17 protein-coding genes are annotated in these 19,921 nt (G+C 70.6%); 8 read left to right on the top strand and 9 right to left on the bottom strand.

All coding sequences use genetic code 11. The annotated features are described in order from the left end of the window. Window positions 1-70: 70 nt before the first annotated feature. A complete protein-coding gene (locus ABD844_RS04350; protein WP_344873187.1) occupies window positions 71-574 on the bottom strand; it encodes a phospholipase in 504 nt (167 codons plus the stop codon). Between the two features lie 246 nt (window positions 575-820). Here ABD844_RS04350 and ABD844_RS04355 point away from each other — a divergent pair, with 246 nt between their 5' ends. Together ABD844_RS04355 and ABD844_RS04360 are read left to right on the top strand one after the other, a co-directional pair. Further along, window positions 821-2,122, top strand: coding sequence for a cytochrome P450 (locus ABD844_RS04355; protein ID WP_344873189.1), 1,302 nt, complete (start codon window positions 821-823; stop codon window positions 2,120-2,122). Window positions 2,123-2,229: 107 nt separating this feature from the next. After that, a complete protein-coding gene (locus tag ABD844_RS04360) occupies window positions 2,230-2,667 on the top strand; it encodes an anthrone oxygenase family protein (protein ID WP_344873191.1) in 438 nt (145 codons plus the stop codon). Window positions 2,668-2,687: 20 nt separating this feature from the next. Here ABD844_RS04360 and ABD844_RS04365 read toward each other — a convergent pair whose 3' ends face one another. Continuing rightward, a complete protein-coding gene (locus ABD844_RS04365; protein WP_344873193.1) occupies window positions 2,688-3,122 on the bottom strand; it encodes a hypothetical protein in 435 nt (144 codons plus the stop codon). Between the two features lie 363 nt (window positions 3,123-3,485). Here ABD844_RS04365 and ABD844_RS04370 point away from each other — a divergent pair, with 363 nt between their 5' ends. Beyond that, window positions 3,486-3,953, top strand: coding sequence for a PPOX class F420-dependent oxidoreductase (locus ABD844_RS04370; protein WP_344873195.1), 468 nt, complete (start codon window positions 3,486-3,488; stop codon window positions 3,951-3,953). Window positions 3,954-4,051: 98 nt separating this feature from the next. After that, complete coding sequence (gene ligA, locus ABD844_RS04375; protein WP_344873197.1) at window positions 4,052-6,208, top strand: NAD-dependent DNA ligase LigA; 2,157 nt, start codon at window positions 4,052-4,054, stop codon at window positions 6,206-6,208. 262 nt (window positions 6,209-6,470) lie between these two features. On the opposite strand, the gene ABD844_RS04380 is transcribed toward ligA, so the two are convergent. After that, window positions 6,471-7,382, bottom strand: coding sequence for a class I SAM-dependent methyltransferase (locus ABD844_RS04380; protein ID WP_344873199.1), 912 nt, complete (start codon window positions 7,380-7,382; stop codon window positions 6,471-6,473). Between the two features lie 371 nt (window positions 7,383-7,753). Here ABD844_RS04380 and ABD844_RS04385 point away from each other — a divergent pair, with 371 nt between their 5' ends. After that, window positions 7,754-8,416: a restriction endonuclease gene (locus ABD844_RS04385; protein WP_344873201.1), complete on the top strand. Its 663-nt coding sequence runs from the start codon at window positions 7,754-7,756 to the stop codon at window positions 8,414-8,416. A gap of 509 nt (window positions 8,417-8,925) precedes the next feature. Here the strand turns inward: ABD844_RS04385 and ABD844_RS04390 are convergent. Together ABD844_RS04390 and ABD844_RS04395 are read right to left on the bottom strand one after the other, a co-directional pair. Next, window positions 8,926-9,972 (bottom strand): tartrate dehydrogenase, encoded by a 1,047-nt coding sequence (locus tag ABD844_RS04390; protein WP_344873203.1) that lies wholly within the window; start codon window positions 9,970-9,972, stop codon window positions 8,926-8,928. Window positions 9,973-10,041: 69 nt separating this feature from the next. Continuing rightward, window positions 10,042-10,917, bottom strand: a complete 876-nt coding sequence (locus tag ABD844_RS04395; RefSeq protein ID WP_344873205.1) for a LysR family transcriptional regulator — start codon at window positions 10,915-10,917, stop codon at window positions 10,042-10,044. Window positions 10,918-11,020: 103 nt separating this feature from the next. On the opposite strand from ABD844_RS04395, the gene ABD844_RS04400 reads away from it, so the two are divergent. Then, complete coding sequence (locus tag ABD844_RS04400) at window positions 11,021-12,619, top strand: SLC13 family permease (RefSeq protein ID WP_344873207.1); 1,599 nt, start codon at window positions 11,021-11,023, stop codon at window positions 12,617-12,619. 30 nt (window positions 12,620-12,649) lie between these two features. Here ABD844_RS04400 and ABD844_RS04405 read toward each other — a convergent pair whose 3' ends face one another. After that, window positions 12,650-13,372: a Clp protease N-terminal domain-containing protein gene (locus ABD844_RS04405; protein WP_344873209.1), complete on the bottom strand. Its 723-nt coding sequence runs from the start codon at window positions 13,370-13,372 to the stop codon at window positions 12,650-12,652. 64 nt (window positions 13,373-13,436) lie between these two features. Here ABD844_RS04405 and ABD844_RS04410 point away from each other — a divergent pair, with 64 nt between their 5' ends. After that, window positions 13,437-14,906: a serine hydrolase domain-containing protein gene (locus tag ABD844_RS04410; protein WP_344873211.1), complete on the top strand. Its 1,470-nt coding sequence runs from the start codon at window positions 13,437-13,439 to the stop codon at window positions 14,904-14,906. Here ABD844_RS04410 and ABD844_RS04415 read toward each other — a convergent pair. Both ABD844_RS04415 and ABD844_RS04420 read right to left on the bottom strand, forming a co-directional pair. Continuing rightward, window positions 14,898-16,721: an ABC transporter ATP-binding protein gene (locus tag ABD844_RS04415; RefSeq protein WP_344873213.1), complete on the bottom strand. Its 1,824-nt coding sequence runs from the start codon at window positions 16,719-16,721 to the stop codon at window positions 14,898-14,900. The genes ABD844_RS04410 and ABD844_RS04415 overlap by 9 nt on opposite strands. After that, window positions 16,721-18,556: an ABC transporter ATP-binding protein gene (locus tag ABD844_RS04420; protein WP_344873215.1), complete on the bottom strand. Its 1,836-nt coding sequence runs from the start codon at window positions 18,554-18,556 to the stop codon at window positions 16,721-16,723. Before ABD844_RS04420 ends, ABD844_RS04415 begins: the two co-directional genes overlap by 1 nt. A gap of 209 nt (window positions 18,557-18,765) precedes the next feature. On the opposite strand from ABD844_RS04420, the gene ABD844_RS04425 reads away from it, so the two are divergent. Further along, window positions 18,766-19,380: a mycothiol-dependent nitroreductase Rv2466c family protein gene (locus ABD844_RS04425; protein ID WP_344873217.1), complete on the top strand. Its 615-nt coding sequence runs from the start codon at window positions 18,766-18,768 to the stop codon at window positions 19,378-19,380. Between the two features lie 60 nt (window positions 19,381-19,440). Here the strand turns inward: ABD844_RS04425 and ABD844_RS04430 are convergent, their stop codons facing one another. Beyond that, entirely contained in the window at window positions 19,441-19,899 is a 459-nt protein-coding gene (locus tag ABD844_RS04430) for a DUF1348 family protein (protein WP_344873219.1), read from the bottom strand. Between the last annotated feature and the right edge of the window lie 22 nt (window positions 19,900-19,921).

The following is a 19,921-nucleotide window of genomic DNA, read 5'->3' on the forward strand; positions in this document are numbered from 1 at the left end:
GATCTTTATTTTCAGGCACATGGCATCACGCGGCACTTTTTTCCACCGGCCGGCCCCGGCCCTGCACGGCTCAGAGTGAGCCGCGGGCGTCCTCCGAGTCGCGGCCCACGAGCCCGCCCAGCCGCCGGACCGCCTGATAGTACGACCACGCGAGACGGTCACAGGCGGTCTTGCGCGCTCCGGCGTACTCGACGCACACCTGCCGCATGTCGAAGAGGAAGGCGCTGTCGACGTGCTCTTTGTTCGCCGGGAACCGTCCCAGCGCCTTGTAGTTGCGGTAGCCGAAGTCGTGCCGCCGGCAGGCCGGGCGGAAGTCGAAGCCGAGCGGCCGGTCGGGGCTGCCCGAGCAGAGATCGGATGACCAGTCGAAGCCGTACGCGCCCCACGACGCCCGGCTGTCCCAGGCGTCGTGCCAGGCCGCGGCGCTGGGTTCGGTGGGCTGGGTCAGGGCGTCGAGCGCGGCGAGCTTCTGCTCCAGCGTCACCGTGGACGCCTGCGCCGCCTCTGCGGAGGCCGCGGCCGGGCACGTCAGGACGGCGACGAGGGGCAGGGCGGCGAGAGTGCGTCCGACCATGGGCAGAACCTGCCTGTCTTGCCAGGGGAAACCTGTCCTGGCCAGCTTCACCCGCTCACCCGGCGGCGGGCCTGGCGGGCGCGGCAGTGTCGGACCAGGTCTCGCCCAAGTTTCCCCAAGCTCGCGGCGGCCGGCTCTACTCGCCTGTGGAACGTGGCGACCTCACCGGTGGCGGCGGCCCGTGCCGGGTGCGGGCGAGCCGTGGCGAGGGTTGCGATCCCGGCGTGATCGAGAGACCGTGGCGAGGTGCGCGAGATCCCTGGACCACCCCACCAGGCCGACTCCGGACGTGACGCCATCGCGGCCGCCGGCGGCCTGCACACCTACCAACTCCACCTGCACGAGCAGTACGGACCCGTCGTACGCTTCCAGCTCCCCGGCACCCGGACGGCCGTCTCGGTGGCCGATCCGGTGCTGCTGGAGGCCACCGCCGCGGTCAACGAGCGGCCGGACAAGCCGTTCGAGTTCCTGGCCCCGCTGTGCGAGGCGGGCAACCTGCAGACGCTCCCGGCCGACGAACACCGGCCGCTGCGCCGGGCCCTGCTGTCGGTGCTGGCCGGGCGGCCCTCGCACGAGGCGCACTTCCCCGAGTTCGCCGCGCTGGCGACCGACCTGGCCGACCGGTGGGCGGCCCGCGCCACCGGGGGCCCGGTGGACCTGCAGCACGACCTGAGCGAGCTGTCGCTGCGGATGATCTGCCACTACGCGCTCGGCGGCGGCATCGACGACCCGGCCCACGTGGTCGACGCCTTCGAGACCGTGCTGACCGTGTACCTGGGCCGCGCCGACGCCCACGGCGACGGTCAGGCGCGGGCCGGGCGGGAGCTGGCGTACCTGCGCGAGGTCGTGGACGGCGTGCTCGCCACGGGTGGCAGCGACCTGGTGTCCGCCCTGGTCAAGGCCGATATGAGCGCTGCCAGGGTGCGCGACACCGTACTGATGATCATGATGGCGGCGCACCACACGACCGGCGTGGCCGTCTCCTGGACGCTGCACCTGCTGACCCGCCACCCCGAGGAGGCCGCGCGCGTCGTCGAGGAGCTGGACGAGGTCCTCGGCACGCGGCCCGCGCCCACGTACGCCGACCTGCGCCGCCTGCCCCGGCTGGAGATGGCGCTCAAGGAGGCGATGCGGCTCTACCCGCCCGGCCCGTACGGCGCCCGCGAGACGACCGAGGACCTCACGCTCGGCGCGTACCACATCCCGGCAGGAACGACGATCTTCTACCCGTTCTGGGCCGTGCACCTCAATCCGTCGTACTGGCGCGACCCTCACGCGTTCGTCCCCGACCGGTTCACCGCCGAGGAACAGGCCAAGCGCCCCCGGTTCGCCTACATCCCCTTCGGCCTGGGCCCGCGGAGCTGCGAGGGCGCGGGCCTGGCCATGGTCGAGGCCGAGCTGGTGCTCGCGGTGCTGCTCAAACGGTTCCGGTTCGAGCCGGTCGCGGACCATCCCGTCGTACCGGTGGAACGTTTCGTCCTGTGGGCCGAGCACGACATCCGGATGCGCCTGAGCGCCAGAGACGCCGCCGAGCCCGGCCGTTCGTGACGGCGTCGGCCACGATCTTCCGCCGCACCGGCGCCATGGACGATCGCATATGGCCTTGAGCGCGCCGGCCATGGACCCGCGCGCCTCCGCGGCGGGACGATGGGGCCATGTTGATCCTGGCTCTCATCACCCTCGTCCTGCACGGCGCCCTCACGGGCTTGTTCTACGCGTTCTCCATGTCCGTCATGCCGGGCCTGAACGCGATCGACCCCGCTCAGGCGGAGGCCGCGATGCGCAGCGTCAACCGGAAGATCCTCAACCCGTGGTTGTTCGTGGTCTTCCTGGGTTCGCCGCTCGCGGCCCTGGTGGCCGGGTTCCTCGCGGGCGCTCCGGCCGCCGTGTGGTTCTTCGCCGCCGCCGCCGTGAACTTCGTCGGCTCGTTCCTGGTCACCGTGGCGATCAACGTACCGATGAACAACGCGCTCGACGCCGGGACCATGCCCTTCAAGGCGTACTCGCCGCGGTGGACCACCTGGAACACGGTGCGCACCGTGGCGTGCGCGGCCGGTCTCGTCCTGGTCGGGATCGGACTGACCGGCCTGTGAACGCCCCCTGAGAGTTCCGCCTAGTAGATGCGGTACTTCTTGCCGCAGTTGTCGAACTTGCCGGCCCAGCAGGTGAAGGTGTAGACCTTCGAGATCCCCCGGCCGCTCCACGAGCCGACGACCTTGCCGTCCCACGACTTGTTGAACTTGTGCCAGCTACCGTTCTGGTAGTACTCGAACCAGACCCAGCCCTTCTTGCCGCCCTTCCTGTCCACGCCGTACCACTTCGTGAACACCTTGCCGCCCGACTTCCAGGTCTTGCCGAACGTGTACGCCTTGCGGTCGCTGGAGAAGAACTTCCCCCAGCCGCCCCCGTAGGCCGCGGTGAACTGCGTGGTGGACTGCGTGCTGGATTGAGTCGTCTGAGTCGCCGCCTGAGCCGTCGCCGGGCTGAGCGCCAGGCCGGTCAGGGCCGTCGAACCGGCCAGGGCCGCGATCGCCAGAGTCTTCCGCATTGTGGTTCCTCCCCGTTTGTCGGTCGGTGCCGCCGGGGTGCCCCGGCAGGACAGACGGTACGGAGACCGCAAGCGAACTACTGTGCAGGAATCCACACATAAAGCGTGATCGGTGCCACACGGGCGAACGTCATCCAGCACGCCTCCTCATACGAAGCCGCCCGCCGTTCCCACCGCCTCGACACGAGTCCTTCGGCGAGCTTGAGCGCCTCCGCGACCCCCGCCCGTACGTTCTTCGCGCGAGGCCCCCATGCGCCTCACGAGGGCCGACCATGTGGTACGGCTGGTACGCCCCGTCTCGGCTGCCGTTTCAGTGTCCGATGACGAGCCGGGGCAGACCGAATCTGATCCGAAAGGCTTGAGATGGCTCCCAGCATCGCCACCGCGCGCCACGTCGAACTGCCCGAACTGCTCGACTTCCTGCGGCCCAGGCACCACGGCCTGCTGTCCACCACCCGTACGGACGGTCGCCCCCAGCTCTCTCCGGTCTCCTGCGGCGTCGACGAGGACGGCCGGATCGTGGTCTCGACCTATCCCGACCGCGTCAAGGCCGTCAACGCCCGCCGCGACGACCGGGTGTCGATCTGCGTCCTGTCCGACGACTGGAACGGGCCGTACGTGCAGGTGGACGGGCACGCCGAGGTGCTCGACATGCCCGAGGCCCTGGAGCCGCTGGTCGAGTACTACCGTTGCATCGCGGGCGAACACCCCGACTGGGACGAATACCGCGAAGCCATGCGCCGCCAGGACAAGTCGCTGATCCGCCTGCACATCGACCGCTGGGGTCCCATCGCCACCGGCGGCTTCCCCGCCCGCCTCGTACAGGACTGACGGCCCGGCGCCGCACCGGCACGGACCTGCGCGTCTGCTCCCGTACGAGCGCGTCGCTGGTCAGGGGAATTGTCGGTGGCGCACGACATGATGGCGCCATGACCGAGACACCCCCCATCACCGCCCTGGCCGACGACGCCGCCTACGCCGAGGCCGTGCGGCTCGCGGTCGAGTCCGCCGCCGCCTACTACGCCGACGGCACCTCCACGCTCGACGACGACGCCTACGACCGGCTGATCCGCAGCATCCAGGCATACGAGGAGGAGCATCCGGAGGCGGTGCTGCCGTCCTCGCCCACGGGCAAGGTGGCCGGTGGGGCCGTGGTGGGCGACGTGCCGCACACGGTGCCGATGCTCAGCCTCGACAACGTGTTCGGGGCCGAGCAGCTCGCCGACTGGGCGACCGGGCTGGAGCGCAGGCTCGGCCGTCCCGTCACGGTGTGGAGCGTGGAGCCCAAGCTCGACGGGCTGGCCATCTCGGCCCGCTACCGGCACGGCCGTCTGGCGCAGCTCGTCACGCGCGGCGACGGCACCGCGGGCGAAGACGTCTCCCATGCGATCGGCACCATCGTGGGCCTTCCCGACAGGCTGGCCGACGCGGTCACGGTGGAGCTGCGCGGTGAGGTCATGATGACCACCTCCCAGTTCGAGGCGGCCTGCGAAAAGCGGCAGGCGCACGACGGCACCTCGTTCGCAAATGCGCGCAGCGCCGCCGCGGGCACGTTACGCGCGCAGGACCGGCCCTACGTGTGCGAGCTGACGTTCTTCGGTTATGGCGTCCTGCCGCCGCCCGACGACGACTCCGAGCTAGCCGTCCGGCTGCGCGAGCTGCCGCACAGCGGGGTCATGGGGTGGGTCGCCGCGCAGGGTGTGCAGACCACGGCCGCCACGCCGGTGGCCGGGATCGTCGCCGAGACGCTGGAGCGGGTGCGCGAGCGGGTCGGCGAGATCGCGGGGTTGCGCGCCGAGCTGCCGTTCGGCATCGACGGCATCGTGATCAAGTGTGATCTGGCCGCCGACCAGGCCGCGGCGGGGTTCAGCTCGCGGGCGCCGCGCTGGGCGGTCGCGTACAAGCTGCCTGCCACCGAGAAGATCACCAAGCTGCTTCGCGTGGAGTGGAACACCGGCCGCACCGGCATCATCGCTCCGCGCGCGGTGCTGGAGCCGGTCGAGCTCGACGGCAGCACGGTCACCTACGCCACCCTGCACAACGCCGCCGACATCACCCGGCGCGGCCTGATGCTGGGCGACAGCGTGACGGTCTACAAGGCGGGCGACGTGATCCCGCGCGTCGAGGCGCCGGTCGTGCACCTGCGTACCGGCGACGAGCGGCCCATCGAGATCCCGGAGGTCTGCCCCGCGTGCGGCGACGCCATCGACAAGTCGCAGGAACGCTGGCGGTGCGTGCGCGGGCGCGAGTGCCGGGCGATCGCGTCCATCATCTACGCGGTCGGCCGTGACCAGCTCGACATCGAGGGGCTGGCGGAAAACCGCGTCAAGCAGATGCTCGACACCGGCCTGATCGCCGACTTCGCCGACCTGTTCTTCCTGACGCGCGAGCAGCTTCTCGGTCTCGAGCGCATGGGCGAGACCAGCAGCGACAACCTGATCGCGGCCATCGAGCAGGCCAAGACACGGCCGCTCAGCAGGGTGTTCGCGGCGCTCGGGGTGCGCGGCACCGGCCGTTCGATGAGCCGCCGCATCGCCCGCCACTTCGCCACCATGGACGCCGTCCGCGCCGCCGACGCCGAGGCGATCCAGCAGGTCGAGGGCATCGGGCCGGAGAAGGCGCCGGTCGTGGTGACGGAGCTGGCCGAGCTGGCGCCGCTCATCGACAAGCTCGTACGCGCCGGGGTGAACATGACCGAACCCGGCGCCACGCCTCCGTCCACGAAGAGTGCGGAGAGTGCGGAGAGTGCGGAGAGTGCGGAGAGTGCGGAGAGTGCGGAGAGTGCGGAGAGTGCGGAGAGTGCGGAGCCGACGGTCGAGCTGCCGCTCGCCTCGATGTCGGTGGTGGTCACGGGCACGATGACGGGCCCGCTGGCGGCACTGTCGCGCAACGAGGTCAACGAGCTGATCGAACGGGCCGGGGGGAAGGCGTCCTCCAGCGTGTCGGCGAAGACGTCTCTGCTGGTAGCAGGGGAGAAAGCGGGGTCCAAGCGGGCCAAGGCCGAGACGTTGGGGGTGCCGATCGTGACCCCGGAGGAGTTCGCCGACCAGGTCGGCGCGTTCATGCCGAGCGCCCTGCCCGGCTGAGCGCGACGGCACCGGCGTGTTTGAGGTGGGCGCGCGTCCCATGCGCGCAGGTTCCCTGTGGACAGGTTCCGTGTGCACAGGTTCCGTGTGGACAGGTCCCACGTGAGGCAGGTCCCACGTGAGCGCGTTCGAGGTGAGCGGACTCGCGGTGAGCGGACTCGCGGTGAGCGGACTCGCGGTGAGCGGACTCGCGGTGAGCGGACTCGCGGTGAGCGGACTCGCGGTGAGCGGACTCGCGGTGAGCGGACTCGCGGTGAGCGGGCTACTTGCCTGGGGTGGTGCGGCGGCGGAGCCATCCGGCGGCGCGGTGCGCGACGGGGCCGAGCACGCTGACCTCCTTGGTGGCCTTCTTCAGGGCCTGGACGGCGTTCCGCGACTCCGCGGTGGCCTTCTTCAGCTCCGCGGTCGTTTGCCGCAGCTCGGTGGCCAGCCGTTCGAGGTCGCTTGCGGGAGAGGCGGCGGGCTTGGGCTTCTTGCGCTGGTTGATCCGGACGAGGATGCGCTCGCCGAGCACGTCCGTGGTGTGCCACAGGTCAGGACGCGACGCGAGCCAGTCGAGCAGCCGCTCCTGCACGGGGGACGGGTCGCCCCATGTGGCGTACAACTTCTGGGTGCTGACGCAGATCGGCGCCAGCCCGTGACCGGCGACCGCCTCCCACACGGCGAGAGCGACGCCCGGGGTGTGCTCACTGCGGTAGTCGTCGAAGGCGACCACCCCATCCTCCTTGAGCACCGTACGCGCCGCCAGCACGTCGCCCTTCACGTGCGTGTAGAGGTGGGAGGCGTCGACGTGGACGAACCTGCACGTGTCGGCCCCGACGTGGTCGAGGATGATCGACGTCGGGCCGTGCACGATCTCGGGCAGGGTTTCGTGAACGCTCAGGTAGTTCTGCTCGAAACGGTCGCGGGTGAGCGTGGAGTAGGACCTGGTGGTCTCGGCGTCGTTGTGGGCGTCGGGGGCGTCCGACTCGAAGAGGTCGCAGACGGTGAAGGTCTCGCTTTGGCGTACGCGGGTGCCGATCAGGACGGCGCTCTTGCCGAGGTACGTCCCGAGTTCGAGGACGTCACCCCGGTTGTCGCCCTCCGACAGGAACCACTCGAACAGGCGCTGATCCGTCGGCCAGAACCAGCCGGGGATGCGCTCCAGCGCAGCGGTGAGGTCCGGTGCTAACATGCCGGGACGCTAACAGGCCCTTTATACCGACTTTAAGCGAGTTTCCGTGATGGCCACCGGGAAGTAACCGAGAGTTCGCCGCTTCCGCCGCCACTCCTTCGCCAACTGGCCGGGCGCGGCTTCCCTATCACACGAAGCGGCGAGGCGACGTCTCTTCACCTTTCTGCCGGACGAGGATTGCACCTTTCCCCCCTTTTCTCGCACTCCTCATCCGCCTCAGATCACTCCATGCCCGCCGAATTCTCGGGCACGCCAACCACTCATCACCGGTCAACTACCGATAAAGGCGTTATGCGAGTGACCGTGGACACGGATTCTGTCGGTCCCGTAGGCCATACTCGCCATCACCAACGGCCTTCTGGAGGGATGCGATGGCGAGACGATCCGGTCGCGGCAAGCGTCGGCGCAAGCAGGGCGACGACCGTGCGTTGTGGTTTGCAGGGCTCGGATGCACGACCATTGCGGTCGTCATATCGGCCAGATTTGTCATGGAAAATCCGGGATGGGCGATAGGCATCGCCTCCGTGGCCATCGCCGCCTTTGGGGCTGGCCTTTTCCTGCGATATCGGATCCTCCAAGCTCGCCGTCAACGTTTTCTCGCGGCCAACACCGAGTTGACGAAGGTCGATCTCATGACCGGCACGCAATTCGAGCACCTGGTCGCCGAACGGTTGATCACCGAAGGGTTCCGGCGCGTTCGGGAAAGGGGGCGCAGCGGTGACGGCGGCGTCGACATCACCGCCGTCGCACCTGGCGGCACACCGTACGCGATCCAGTGCAAGCGCTACGGCGGCAGCGTCGGAGCCCCGGCCGTCCGCAACTTCCTCGGGGCGCTGGCCAACGCCTTCAACGGGCACACGGGGATCCTCATCACGTCGGGCCGACTGACCGATCAGGCACGCACCGAGGCCCTCAACGCCCGCCAACCCCTGATCCTCCTCGAACGCGACCACCTGGCCGACTGGCTGATCGGCCAGCGCACGATCCTCACCCGACCGATGCGGTTGGCAGAAGCGGACGACCCCGCAACCTAACCCCCTGCGACAGCGCCACACCAACCGGGGCAGGGCGGGGCGGGACCGGGCCAACCGGGACCGGGCAGGGCCAGACCGGGCAGGGCAGGGCCGGACCGGGCAGGGCAGGGCCAGACCGGGCAGGGCGTGCAGGGCCGGGCAGGGCAGGGCGGACCGGGCGGGCGGGCGGGACCTGGCCGAGCGGGCGGGTAGGCAGGCAGGGCGGGGGCGGGGCGAGCCCGGGCAGGTAAGGCCAGGCGGGTGGGCAGGGCCGGACGGGCGAGGCCGGGTGTCGCGGGAGACGTACTGATCGGGCGCGGGCCCACCGATCAGGCGGGGCCTATCGACCGGGCGGAAGGACGCGCCGACCGGGTGGGAGGACGTACCGACCGGGTGGGAGGACGTACCGACCGGGTGGGGTCGGCACGTTGATCAGGTGGGGTCGTGGTGCGCGGTGCTGGCGTTTTCGGTCTCCCGGGTCGCGTCGAGGTCGCACGTGGCAGGGCGAGAGCACGGGGCGGCGTGGGACGTCAGCTCAGGTGGGCGAGGACCGCTTGGGTGAACTCCTGCGTCCCGGCTGTGCCTCCCAGGTCGCGGGTCCGTACGTGCCCCTTTGCGAGGACGTGGGCGATGGCCGCCACCATCTCCGTCGCCGCCGCCTCGTGCCCCAGATGTTCCACCATCATGGCTGCCGACCAGATGGCGCCGATCGGGTTGGCCACGCCCTGGCCCGCGATGTCCGGGGCCGAGCCGTGTACGGGTTCGAACATCGACGGGAACTCGCGTTCCGGGTTGAGGTTGGCCGAGGGGGCGATGCCGATGCTGCCCGCGACCGCCGCCGCCAGGTCGCTGAGGATGTCGCCGAACAGGTTGGAGCCCACGATTACGTCGAAGCGTCCTGGCTCCAGTACCAGCTTGGCGCAGAGCGCGTCGATGTGCTCCTGGTCCCAGCGCACGCCGGGATGTACGGCGGCACGTTCGTTGACCAGTTCGTCCCAGAAGGGCAGCGTGTGCACGATCCCGTTGGACTTGGTGGCCGAGGTCAGGTGGCCCTGGCGGCGGGCGGCCAGGTCGAAGGCGTAGTCGAGCACCCGTGTGACGCCCGCCCGGGTGAACACCGCCTCCTGCACCGCCAACTCCTCCGGGAAACCACGGTTCATCCGGCCGCCGATCTCGCTGTACTCCCCCTCGGTGTTCTCCCTGACGACGACGAGGTCGATCTCGGCGCGTACGGGGCTCTCGACGCCCTCGAAGAGGCGTACCGGGCGGAGGTTCACGTACTGGCGGAAGGCCCGGCGGATCGGGATGAGCAGCCCCCAGAGCGAGACGTGGTCGGCCACGCCGGGCGCGCCGACCGCTCCGAGGAAGATGGCGTCGTGGCCGCGCAGCCGGTCGAGGCCGTCGAACGGCATCATCGCGCCCGTACTCAGGTAACGCGCGCACGACCAGTCGTACTCGGTGAGCCGGAGCCCGAAGCCGTGGCGCCGGCCCGCCGCCCGCGTCACCTCCAGGGCCGCCGGGGTGACTTCGAGGCCGATGCCGTCTCCGGGGATCACGGCGATGTCATGCGTCTCCATGGTCCCGATTCAAGCGGTGGCCTGCGAAGACGTCCAAGACCGGCAAGTGATGCGACCTATAGGCGGCGCCTATCGATCGACCGAGAGCTCCAGGAACTCGGCCGCCGCCGGGCTGAGCCAGCCCTTCCTGCTGACCAGGGCCAGGTGCAGCGACGCGGGCGGGTCCAGGTCGAACACCAGCGCACCCGCCCGTTCGGCCAGCGGCCGCCACGCCTCGGCCAGCACGCCGATCCCCACGCCCTTCAGCACCAGCGGCAGGAACGCCTCCCGGTGCTCCGACTCGACCGCGATCGACAGTTCCACGCCCGAGGCCCGGATCTCCTCGACGAGGCGGCGCAGCCCCGTGCCGTGCTCGCCGACGATCAGCCGCTGACCGGCCAGGCGCTCGCGGGGCAGCGACGGGGCCGGGTCGAAGGGGCCGCCGGGCGGGGCCACGAGCACGAACCGCTGCTCCTCGACGGGGTGCAGCTCCACGTCGGCAACTGTGGGCAGTTCCCAGGCCGACAGCAGGCCCAGCTCCGTGACGCCCGTACGGACGTGCTCGATCACCGAATGCGGCACCGGCGCGTCCTTGACCACCACCTGCACGTCCGGGTGGCGGTCGCGGAAGCGGTCGATCATGCTGCTCAGCGGCTCCACCGCGGGCGAGGGCATCGACGCGATGGCGACGCTGCCGCACACCATGCCCTGCACGGCGGCCACGCTCGCGCGGGCCGCTTCGAGGCTGCGTACGACCTGCCGGGCTGGCTCGATCAGCGCCCGACCGGCGTCGGTGAGCACCACGCGCCGGCCGATGCGGTGGAAGAGCTGGCCGCCGAGATCCTTCTCCAGGGTCCTGATCGCCTGCGACAGGGAGGGCTGCGCCATGAACAGCGCTCTGGCGCCCTTGTTGAAGCCGCCGTGATCGACGACGGCCAGGAAGTACTCGAGCTGCCGGACATCCACACAACGCTCCTATAGGAGACACCTATGACTCAAGTAGCTAACTCGTCTTGGACCTGCGCGCCACCCAGATCTTGAATGACGGCGAAAACGTTAGGAGCAGGCGATGAACTCCGGCGGCCCGAGAACCGACGTCGACCAGGCCCTGCTAGGCCACGCCACCTACCGCAGCCTCGGCGAGCAGAAGCTGTCCGCCACCGAGGAGAGATTCGAGAAGGCCCGACGCACCACGGGCATGTGGCTGGCGCCGCTCGTCACGGTGGCCTTCCTGGTGCTGCCCCTCGACATGGACGGCACGCAGCAGACCTTGGCCGCCGTGTTGCTCGGCGTCATCGTGCTGTGGGTGACCGAGCCGGTGCCCATCCCGGTCGGAGGTCTCATCGGCGTCGGCGCGATCGTGCTGCTCGGTGTGGTCTCCGCGACGGACGCGCTGTCTCCCTTCGGCTCGCCCACGATCTTCACCTTCGTCGGGGCGTTCATCCTGGCGCAGGCCATGCTGAAGTACGGGCTGGCGCGCCGCTTCGCCTTCCGGATCCTGTCGTTACCCGGGGTGGGGCGCTCGACGTTCCGGCTGATCGTGGCGTTCGGCGCCATCACGTGCCTGTTGTCGGCGTTCGTCTCCAACACGGCCACCGTGGCGATGCTGCTGCCCACGGCGCTCGGCATGCTCGCCGTGATCGCCAAGCTCCTGCAGGACCGCGGGCTGGTCCCGGCCGACTTCAACCCGCTGCGGCTGCGGGTGGGCGCGGCGCTCGTCCTGATGCTCGCGTACGGGGCCAGCGTCGGCGGCCTGCTCACCCCCGTCGGCACCCCGCCGAACCTGATCGGCCGCGGGCTCATCGAGGAGGCCACCGGTCAGCGCATCTCGTTCGCCGAGTGGGTGATCACGGCGCTGCCGATCTGCGCGCTCATGTTCGTCGCGCTGGCGGTCGTGCTGCTCCTGGTGAACCGGCCGGAGATCCGCGAGATCGAGGGCGTCGAGGAGTACGTGCGGCGCGAGCGGGCCGCCCTGGGCTCGTTGTCGCGCGCCGAGAAGAACACCCTCGTCGCCTTCGGCACCACCGTGTTCCTGTGGATCTTCCCGGGCGTGATCGCGCTGTTCGCCGGCACCGAGTCGGCCCTCTACACCGCCGTCAGCGGCCGGCTCAACGAGGGCATCGTGGCCGTGCTCGGCGCCGCGCTGCTGTTCGTGCTGCCGACGGACTGGGGCAAGCGCGAGTTCACCCTCAACTGGAGCGACGCGGCCCGCATCGACTGGGGCACGATCGTGCTGTTCGGCACCGGCATCATCTTCGGCTCCCTGCTGGAAGAGACGGGGCTGGCCAGGACCATCGGCTCGTCGGCCGCCTCCGCGCTGGGGCTGAGCAGCGTCTTCGCCATCACCGCCTTCGCCGTGGTGCTGGCCGTGGTGGTCTCGGAGACCACCAGCAACACGGCCTCGGCCGCCGTGGTGGTGCCGATCATCATTCCGATCGCGGTGGCGGCGGGGATCAATCCGTTCGTGCCGGCGCTGGCGGCGACGTTCGCGGCGTCGTTCGGGTTCATGTTGCCGGTGTCGACGCCGCAGAACGCGATCGCGTACGGGTCGGGGGTGGTGCCGATCACGACGATGATCCGGTCGGGGTTGAGCTTCGACGTCATCGGCGCGATTCTGATCATCCTGCTCCTGCCGCTGCTCATCGGGATGACCGGCATCGGCGGCTGACCCGCGGGACGGCCGGGTTCCCCTGATTCGTCATGCCTCCCTGGCTCGCAGGAACGCCTCCAGGGCGGCGCGTACGGCGGCCCGCGTCGGTTCGAGCGCCAGCCCGTGCCGCCGCGGCAACGGGTTCGCCGGGTCGTGCAGCAGCCCCAGCAGCAGGTGCTCGGTGCCGATGTAGTTGTGCCTCAGCTCGGCCGTCTCCACCAGCGTGGCCTGGAGGGCGCGGCGGGCCTCGGCGCCGATCGGCAGCGTCGCCGGGGAGCCGGGGCCGGTGGGCAGGTGCCGTTCCAGGTCCGCTCGGAGGGCGGCGGGATCGATGCCCTGGGCGGCGATCGCGCGGACGGCGAGGGTCTCGTGGTCGTCGAGGATGCCGAGCAGCAGGTGGTCCACGCCGACGGCGGCGCTCTGCGTACGGCGGGCGTGGGCCTCGGCCCGTTCCAGGGTCTGTTTGGCGCGGCCCGTGTAGCGGTCGAACGCCCCCGACTGGGCGAGGTCGGCGACGGTGAGGCTGGACCAGCGACGGCCGTAACGCTGCTGGGCCGCCTGGCGGCTGATGCCGAGGTGGTCGCCGATGTCGGACCACGAGCAGCCCTCGGCCCTGGCCAGCTCGACGAGGTAGCCGAGCAGCCTGTCACCGATGCCCTGAAGGTCGCTCAGCACGCCTTCGGCGACGGACAGGCGGGTGAGGGCGTCGGCGTCGGGGCTGCGTTCTTCGACGACCGACAGCAGGGCGGCAAGATCGGGTAGCTCAGGCACCGTACCATTATGGCTGTCAACGAATGTCTTGACAGTTTCGATGCGTCAATGCCAGCGTTGACGCATGGATGTGAAGACGTTGGCGGAGGCGCTCGACGCGCTGGTGCCGGAGATCATGGAGCACTGCGGGGCACCGGGGCTGTCGATCGCGGTGGGCGTGGGCACGGAGGTGGCGCTGGCCCGCGCGTACGGGCTCGCGGACCTGGCCACCGGGCGGCCCATGACGGTCGACACGGTCGGGCCCACCGGCTCCGACTGCAAGCCGTACACCGGGGTCGCGGCCATGCAGCTCGTGGAGCGCGGCCTGATCGGGCTGGACGACCCGATCGACGACCACCTGGACGTACGCGTCGTCAACCCGCACGGCCCACGGCCGATCACGCTGCGCGACCTGCTCACCCACCGCAGCGGCCTGGGCACCAACATGGGGAACTGGGATCGGGTGCCCCCCGCCCCGCTGGGCGAGCACCTGCGGCGGGTGCTCGGGGCCGGGCGGTCGGACGCGTACGGCGGCACGGTGCTGCCGTTCTGGGCCGGCCCGGTGGGCGGGCAGTACGCCTACAGCAACGTGGGCATCGCCCTGGTCGGCTACCTCGTCGAACGGCTCAATCCCGACGGGCTCACGTTCTCCGAATGGGTGGGGCGTCGGGTGCTGGCGCCGCTCGGGATGGGCTCGACCGTGTTCCCGCCCGCGCAACATCCCGACCACGTGCCCGCCGAGCTGCTCGAACGCCGTTCGACCGGCTACGCGACCCTACCCGGACACCACTTCCCGCTGCCGCCGCTCTATCCCGGCGACTACCCGGCCGGGTCCGCGCTGAGCACGCCGTCCGATCACGCCCGGTTCCTGCTCGCGATGGTCAACGGGGGACGGCTGGGGACGGGATCGGTCCTGGAGCCCGGGACGGCCCGGCAGATGATCACGGCGCAGGCGTCCGGCGGCACGCTCACCGGGCCGAGCGCGGAGGCGTCCGTCGGGCTGGTGTTCAACGTCTTCGGCGGCGAACACCCCTACGTCGGCCACGGCGGCGAGTATCTGTGGGGCTGGGGCCACTTCAGCCGGGCCTGGACCGAGGACCGGGTCGTGCTGGTGATCTCCACGAACCAGTACGACCTCGGCGACTTCGGCCTGTCCGACCGTACGAGCCACGCCGCCGCCCGGCTGGTCGCCGAGATCGTCACCGCCTGGGTGCACGGCGCCGACCCCCGTCCGCGGCGCGATCCGGCGGCCGGGCGGAGCTATCTGGCCGGGCTGCTCATCGGCGACCGGCTGACCACCAGGCTGGGCATCGCCGCGCAGCCCGACCCCGGCGAGGTCGCGCGCGTCGCGGAGACGGCCGTGGTCGCGGGCCCGTGGGATCCGCGGGCGTTCGAGGAGGCCGTGGGGCAGGTGCGGCTGACCGCCCACCCGCTGGCCGACAACGCGCGTACGGTGGCGCGCGAGCTGCCCGTCCACGAGATCGAGCTGCTCAAGCGGCAGCTCGGCGTGCCCGGCCTCGGCGCCCAGGCGACACCGCGCGACCGGTCACGGTGAGCTGACCGGGACGAAGCCGGAGCCCGCGCGGTAGTTGGGCGACTGGTGCCGGAAGTAGGTGTTGTAGACCTGGCAGTAGCGGCCGCCGCGCCGGAGCAGCGTGGCGTGGTCGCCCTCTTCCACGATCTGTCCGTGGTCGAGCACGATGATGCGGTCGACGTGCTCGATCGTGGACAGGCGGTGGGCGATGACGATCGAGGTGCGCCCGGCCAGCACCACGTCGAGCCCCTCCTGGATCTGGGCCTCGGTGAGCGGGTCGACGCTGGCCGTGGCCTCGTCGAGGACCACGATCGCCGGGTCCTGGATGAGCAGGCGGGCCAGCGCGACGAGCTGGCGCTGGCCCATCGACAGCGTGCGGCCGTCTTCGCCGACGTCGGTCCGCAGGCCGTCGGGCAGGGCTTCGATCCAGTCGCCGCCGCCCACCGCCGAGGCGGCGGCCAGCACCTCTTCGTCGCCGGCCTCGGGGCGCGGATAGCGGATGTTGTCGGCCACCGTGCCGCTGAACAGGAACGGCGACTGCGGCACGGCTCCGATCTGCCGCCGGTAGGAGGGCAGGTCGAGCGTGCGGATGTCGCGGCCGTCGATCAGCAGGCGGCCGTCCTGGAACTCGTAGAAGCGGGTGATCAGCTTGCTCAGCGTGGACTTGCCCGCCCCGGTGTGCCCGACGAGCGCGACGGTCTCGCCCGCCTCGATGCGCAGGTCGAAGTCGCGCAGCACCGGGTGGGCCGGGTCGTAGCCGAACGTCACGCCCTCGAACTCGATGCGGCCGGCCGGCCTGCCGGCGGGCAGGGAGTCGGTCTGCACGACCCGGGGTGGCGCGTCGATCAGGGCGAAGACGCGCTCGGAGGCCGACAGGCCCTGCTGGAACTGCGACCAGAACGCGGCGATGGACGTCAGCGGGAACCAGAAGAGCGAGACCCCTTGCAGGAACAGGTACCAGTCGCCGGCCGACAGCCCGCCGCGCAGCACCGCCGAGCCGCCGAACTGGACGAGCGCGACCGTCGCCAACCCGGCCACGAGGAAGAGCACCGGGAAGATGCTCGAGAACACGAACCCCTGCCGCAGCGTCACCTGGTAGCTCTGCCGGTTGATCGGCCGGAACTCGTCGTAGACCTGCTGCTCCTGCCGGAAGTTCTTGGCCACGGCGATGCCGGCCATCGTCTCCTGCAGGTTGGCGTTGACCCGGCTCAGCGAGCGCTGCGCCTGCCGGGTGCTGGCCCGCGCCATGCGCCGGAACAGCAGCGCCAGACCGATCACGATCGGTACGATCAGCAGCGTCAGCAGCGCCAGCTCCACACTCCGCAGGAACAGCAGCACCGTGACGAAGCCGACCATCAGCACCTGGCTGATCAGGTCCATCGTCAGGGTGGAGACCGTGGCGAAGTCGTCGGTGTCGGAGGTGACCCGGCTGACGATCCTGCCGGACGGCGTCTCGTCGTAGAACGACAGGTCGCGCTCGAGCACGGCGTCGAACGCGTCTTCGCGCAGCTTGAGCACGACGTCGCCGGTGACCCTGGAGCTGAACCACTGCCGGACGAAGTTGAAGCCCCAGCCCAGCACGCCCGCGACCAGGAGCCCCACCACGAACATCCAGCCCACCTGGGCGATCGTGCCGTCGGCGATGGCGTCGACCACATAGCTCGCCAGCAGCGGCACCGCCGCCTGGCTCGTGGACGACAGCACGATCATGCCCGCGACCAGCAGCATCGAGCCCGCCTTGGGCCGGAAGTAGGACAGGATCCGGCGCAGCAGGTCACGGTCGTTGTAGGTGCGGTCGTAGTCTTCGGCCTCGAGGCCGTCCATGAGGAAGCCCATCAGCGCACGCCTCCCTGCTCGCTCGCCAGGACCGGGGCGTCGTCGCCCGGTGTCACGCCCGCTTCGTCGTAGTGGGCGAAGATCCGCCGGTAGAGGCGGCTGCGCCCGATCAGCTCGTCGTGCGTGCCGATGTCGACCAGCTCGCCGCGGCGCAGCAGCAGCACCTTGTCGGCCCAGCGGATCTGCGAGAGCCGGTGGGTGATCAGCAGGGTGGTGCGCCCTTCGAGGATGCGGCCGATGGCCTGCTGGATCAGGTCTTCGGTGGCGGAGTCGATGGCGCTGGTGGAGTCGTCGAGCACCAGGATCGCCGGGTCGGTCAGCAGCGCCCGCGCGATGGCCAGCCGCTGGCGCTGCCCGCCGGAGAGCGTGACGCCGCGCTCGCCGATGACCGTGTCGTAGCCGTCGGGCAATTCGGACACGAACTCGTCGGCCTGCGCGTCTCGCGCCGCCCTGACCACGGCCTCGCGGTCGGCGCGCTGGCCGAGGCTGAAGGCGATGTTCTCGGCCACCGAGCGGGAGAACAGCACGATGTCCTGCTCGATGGTGGAGATCTGGGAGCGCAGCGAGTCGAGGTCCCAGTCGCGTACGTCGACGCCGTCGACCAGGATGCGGCCCGAGGTGACGTCGTAGATGCGCGGCACGAGTTTGGTCAGCGTGCTCTTGCCCGACCCGGTCTCGCCCACGATCGCGACCGTCTCGCCCGGCTTGACGGTGAACGTCAGCCCGCGCAGCGCCGGTTCGCCGTCGTCGTAGCCGAACGTCACGCCGTCGAAGACGATCTCACCGGAGATGCGGGCGGCGTGACCGTCGGCGCGCTGCTTCAGCTCGGCCTCGGAGGTGACGGTGCTCAGGATCCGGCGGGCGGAGGCGATGCCGATCTGCACCAGCGAGAAGGTGAAGATGGAGATCTGGGTCGGGAAGCCCAGCATGACCATCAGGCCCATGAACGCCACCAGGTCGCCGACCGTGATCGCGCCGATGCCCTGGAGGTGGAGGGCGTGCCACAGCGCCCCGGCGACCGCGCAGGCGAACAGCAGCGTCGGCAGGTAGCGGGCCTGCACCAGGCCGTTGCGCACGAAGGAGTCGCGGTAGAGGCGGGCGTAGGCGCGGAAACGGCCCCTCTCCTGCTGCTCCTGCGCCATCACCTTGATCACCTCGATGCCGCGCACGGCCTGGCTGAGCCCCGCGTTGAGGTCGCCGAACTGCTCGCGCATCCGCGTGGCCACCGGGTTGAGCTGGCGCATGTAGTGCCAGAGCGCGGCCACGAAGACGACCGCGAAGACGCCGGGCACCAGCAGCAGGCGCGGGTCGATGGTGGCGATGAAGAACAGCGGCACGAGCCCGGTCAGGCCGGAGTCGACGATCAGGTCGAGACCCGGCGTGACCATGATGTTGAGCTGCCGGATGTCGTTGGCGGCGCGGGCCATCAGGTCGCCGACGCGCTGCCGGTTGTGGAAAGTCTGGCTCTTGCCGAGCAGGCTCACGTAGAGCTCGTCGCGGGCGTCGCGCTCCAGCCGCTTGGCCAGGACCTCGCTCGACATGCGGGCGACCAGGTCGAACAGGCCGCGGGCGGTCACGATGACCAGCAGGACCAGAGCGATCGGCACCAGCACGGCGCCCGGCTCGCCCCGCGCGCCGAGGACGGCGTCGAAGGCGGCCCCGGTGAGCTGCGGGACGGCGGCGTTGAGCGCCGTCATGACGAGCGAGCCGCCCAGGAAGCCCAGCAGGTGGACGGGATGACGGCGCAGGTGGGACCAGAGCCAGCGCACCGGGCCGCGCCGGTCGGTGCGGGCGCCGGAGACGGAGAACTCCGAGCTGCTGGTGGTCACGGACATGGGTCTCCCCGGCCGGAGGTGAGTGGACGTCGAGATTGGTTTCTACCACCGGGGTACGACAGTTTCCCAGCGGAATTTCGACCGCCCCCGGCGTCGGAGCCCGGGCGGGGGTGGCCGGCCGAGCGTTCGGGGCCACCGGCGGGACCGCCTCGCACCAGTGTTCGGGGCCACCGGCGGGACCGGTGGCCCCGCCTGGCACCCTGGGCAGGGTGACGAGCGATTCGGCGGTGGCCGACTTCTGGTTCGATCCGTCCTGCCCCTACACGTGGCTGACCTTCCAATGGCTGCTGGAGGTGCGCGAGGTCCGCCCGGTCGAGCTGCGCTGGCACGTGATGAGCCTGTCGGTGCTCAACGAGGGCCGCGACGACGACCCGGAAGGGGATCCGGAGGGCTACCTGTGGGTCCCCGTACGCGTCTGCGCCGCCGTACGGCGTGAGCACGGTCAGGAGGCGCTGGCCAGGTTCTACACCGCCCTGTGGACGACCGGCACGGGCGACTGGATGGGCGACCTGCGCGGGGCGCTGGCCGCGGCCGGGCTGCCGGTGGAGCTGGCCGAGGCCGGGCTGCGCCCCGACCACGACGACGAGGTACGCGCCTCGCACGCCGAGGCCATGACCCTGATCGGCGGCGACCACGTGGGCACCCCGATCGTGGCCGTCACGCGCGACGGCGGCGAGCGCGTGGTGTTCTTCGGCCCGGTCGTCTCCCGTGTGCCCACGGGCGAGCGGGCCGGGCGCCTCTGGGACGGGACGCTGCTGGTGGCGGGCACCCCGGGCTTCCACGAGCTGAAGGGCAGGCCGCACGAGGAGCCCCGGCTCGCCTGAGCACCTGCCTCACCTGAGCAGCAGCCGCATCTGAGCGCCCGCCTCACCTGAGCGCCTGCCTCACCTGAGTGGCAGCACGTCCACGCCGCGCTCGTCGTCGCCGCGCGGGCCGAACACGCGCCGCTGCGACTCCTCGATGCGCACGTCGTTGATGCTGGCCTCCCTGCGCCGCATCAGCCCCGACGCGTCGAACTCCCACTGCTCGTTGCCGTAGCTGCGCCACCACTGGCCGGAGGCGTCGCGGCACTCGTACTGGAAGCGGACCGCGATGCGGTCGCCGAGCACCGCCCACAGCTCCTTGCGCAGGGCGTAGTCGAGCTCTCTGTCCCACTTGCGGCGCAGGAACTCCCGGATCTCGTCGCGCCCGGTCAGGAACTCGTCGCGGTTGCGCCAGACCGAGTCCTCCGTGTAGGCGAGGGCGACCCGGTCGGGGTCGCACGTGTTCCAGGCGTCCTCGGCGGCCTGCACCTTGACGCGGGCGGTCTCCTCGGTGAACGGCGGGACGGGCGGACGGGACATGTCGGATCGTTCCTTCTGGCGA

Origin of the sequence: Nonomuraea antimicrobica (assembly GCF_039536965.1) — a bacterium.
Classification (GTDB): Bacteria; Actinomycetota; Actinomycetes; order Streptosporangiales; family Streptosporangiaceae; genus Nonomuraea; species Nonomuraea antimicrobica.

Bases quoted from the DNA above. Each gene is read 5' to 3' on its own strand.
- ABD844_RS04350 (WP_344873187.1), bottom strand. From the start codon at position 574: ATGGTCGGACGCACTCTCGCCGCCCTGCCCCTCGTCGCCGTCCTGACG.
- ABD844_RS04360 (WP_344873191.1), top strand. From the start codon at position 2,230: ATGTTGATCCTGGCTCTCATCACCCTCGTCCTGCACGGCGCCCTCACG.
- ABD844_RS04365 (WP_344873193.1), bottom strand. From the start codon at position 3,122: ATGCGGAAGACTCTGGCGATCGCGGCCCTGGCCGGTTCGACGGCCCTG.
- ABD844_RS04370 (WP_344873195.1), top strand. From the start codon at position 3,486: ATGGCTCCCAGCATCGCCACCGCGCGCCACGTCGAACTGCCCGAACTG.
- ligA (WP_344873197.1), top strand. From the start codon at position 4,052: ATGACCGAGACACCCCCCATCACCGCCCTGGCCGACGACGCCGCCTAC.
- ABD844_RS04380 (WP_344873199.1), bottom strand. From the start codon at position 7,382: ATGTTAGCACCGGACCTCACCGCTGCGCTGGAGCGCATCCCCGGCTGG.
- ABD844_RS04385 (WP_344873201.1), top strand. From the start codon at position 7,754: ATGGCGAGACGATCCGGTCGCGGCAAGCGTCGGCGCAAGCAGGGCGAC.
- ABD844_RS04390 (WP_344873203.1), bottom strand. From the start codon at position 9,972: ATGGAGACGCATGACATCGCCGTGATCCCCGGAGACGGCATCGGCCTC.
- ABD844_RS04400 (WP_344873207.1), top strand. From the start codon at position 11,021: ATGAACTCCGGCGGCCCGAGAACCGACGTCGACCAGGCCCTGCTAGGC.
- ABD844_RS04410 (WP_344873211.1), top strand. From the start codon at position 13,437: ATGGATGTGAAGACGTTGGCGGAGGCGCTCGACGCGCTGGTGCCGGAG.
- ABD844_RS04415 (WP_344873213.1), bottom strand. From the start codon at position 16,721: ATGGGCTTCCTCATGGACGGCCTCGAGGCCGAAGACTACGACCGCACC.
- ABD844_RS04420 (WP_344873215.1), bottom strand. From the start codon at position 18,556: ATGTCCGTGACCACCAGCAGCTCGGAGTTCTCCGTCTCCGGCGCCCGC.
- ABD844_RS04430 (WP_344873219.1), bottom strand. From the start codon at position 19,899: ATGTCCCGTCCGCCCGTCCCGCCGTTCACCGAGGAGACCGCCCGCGTC.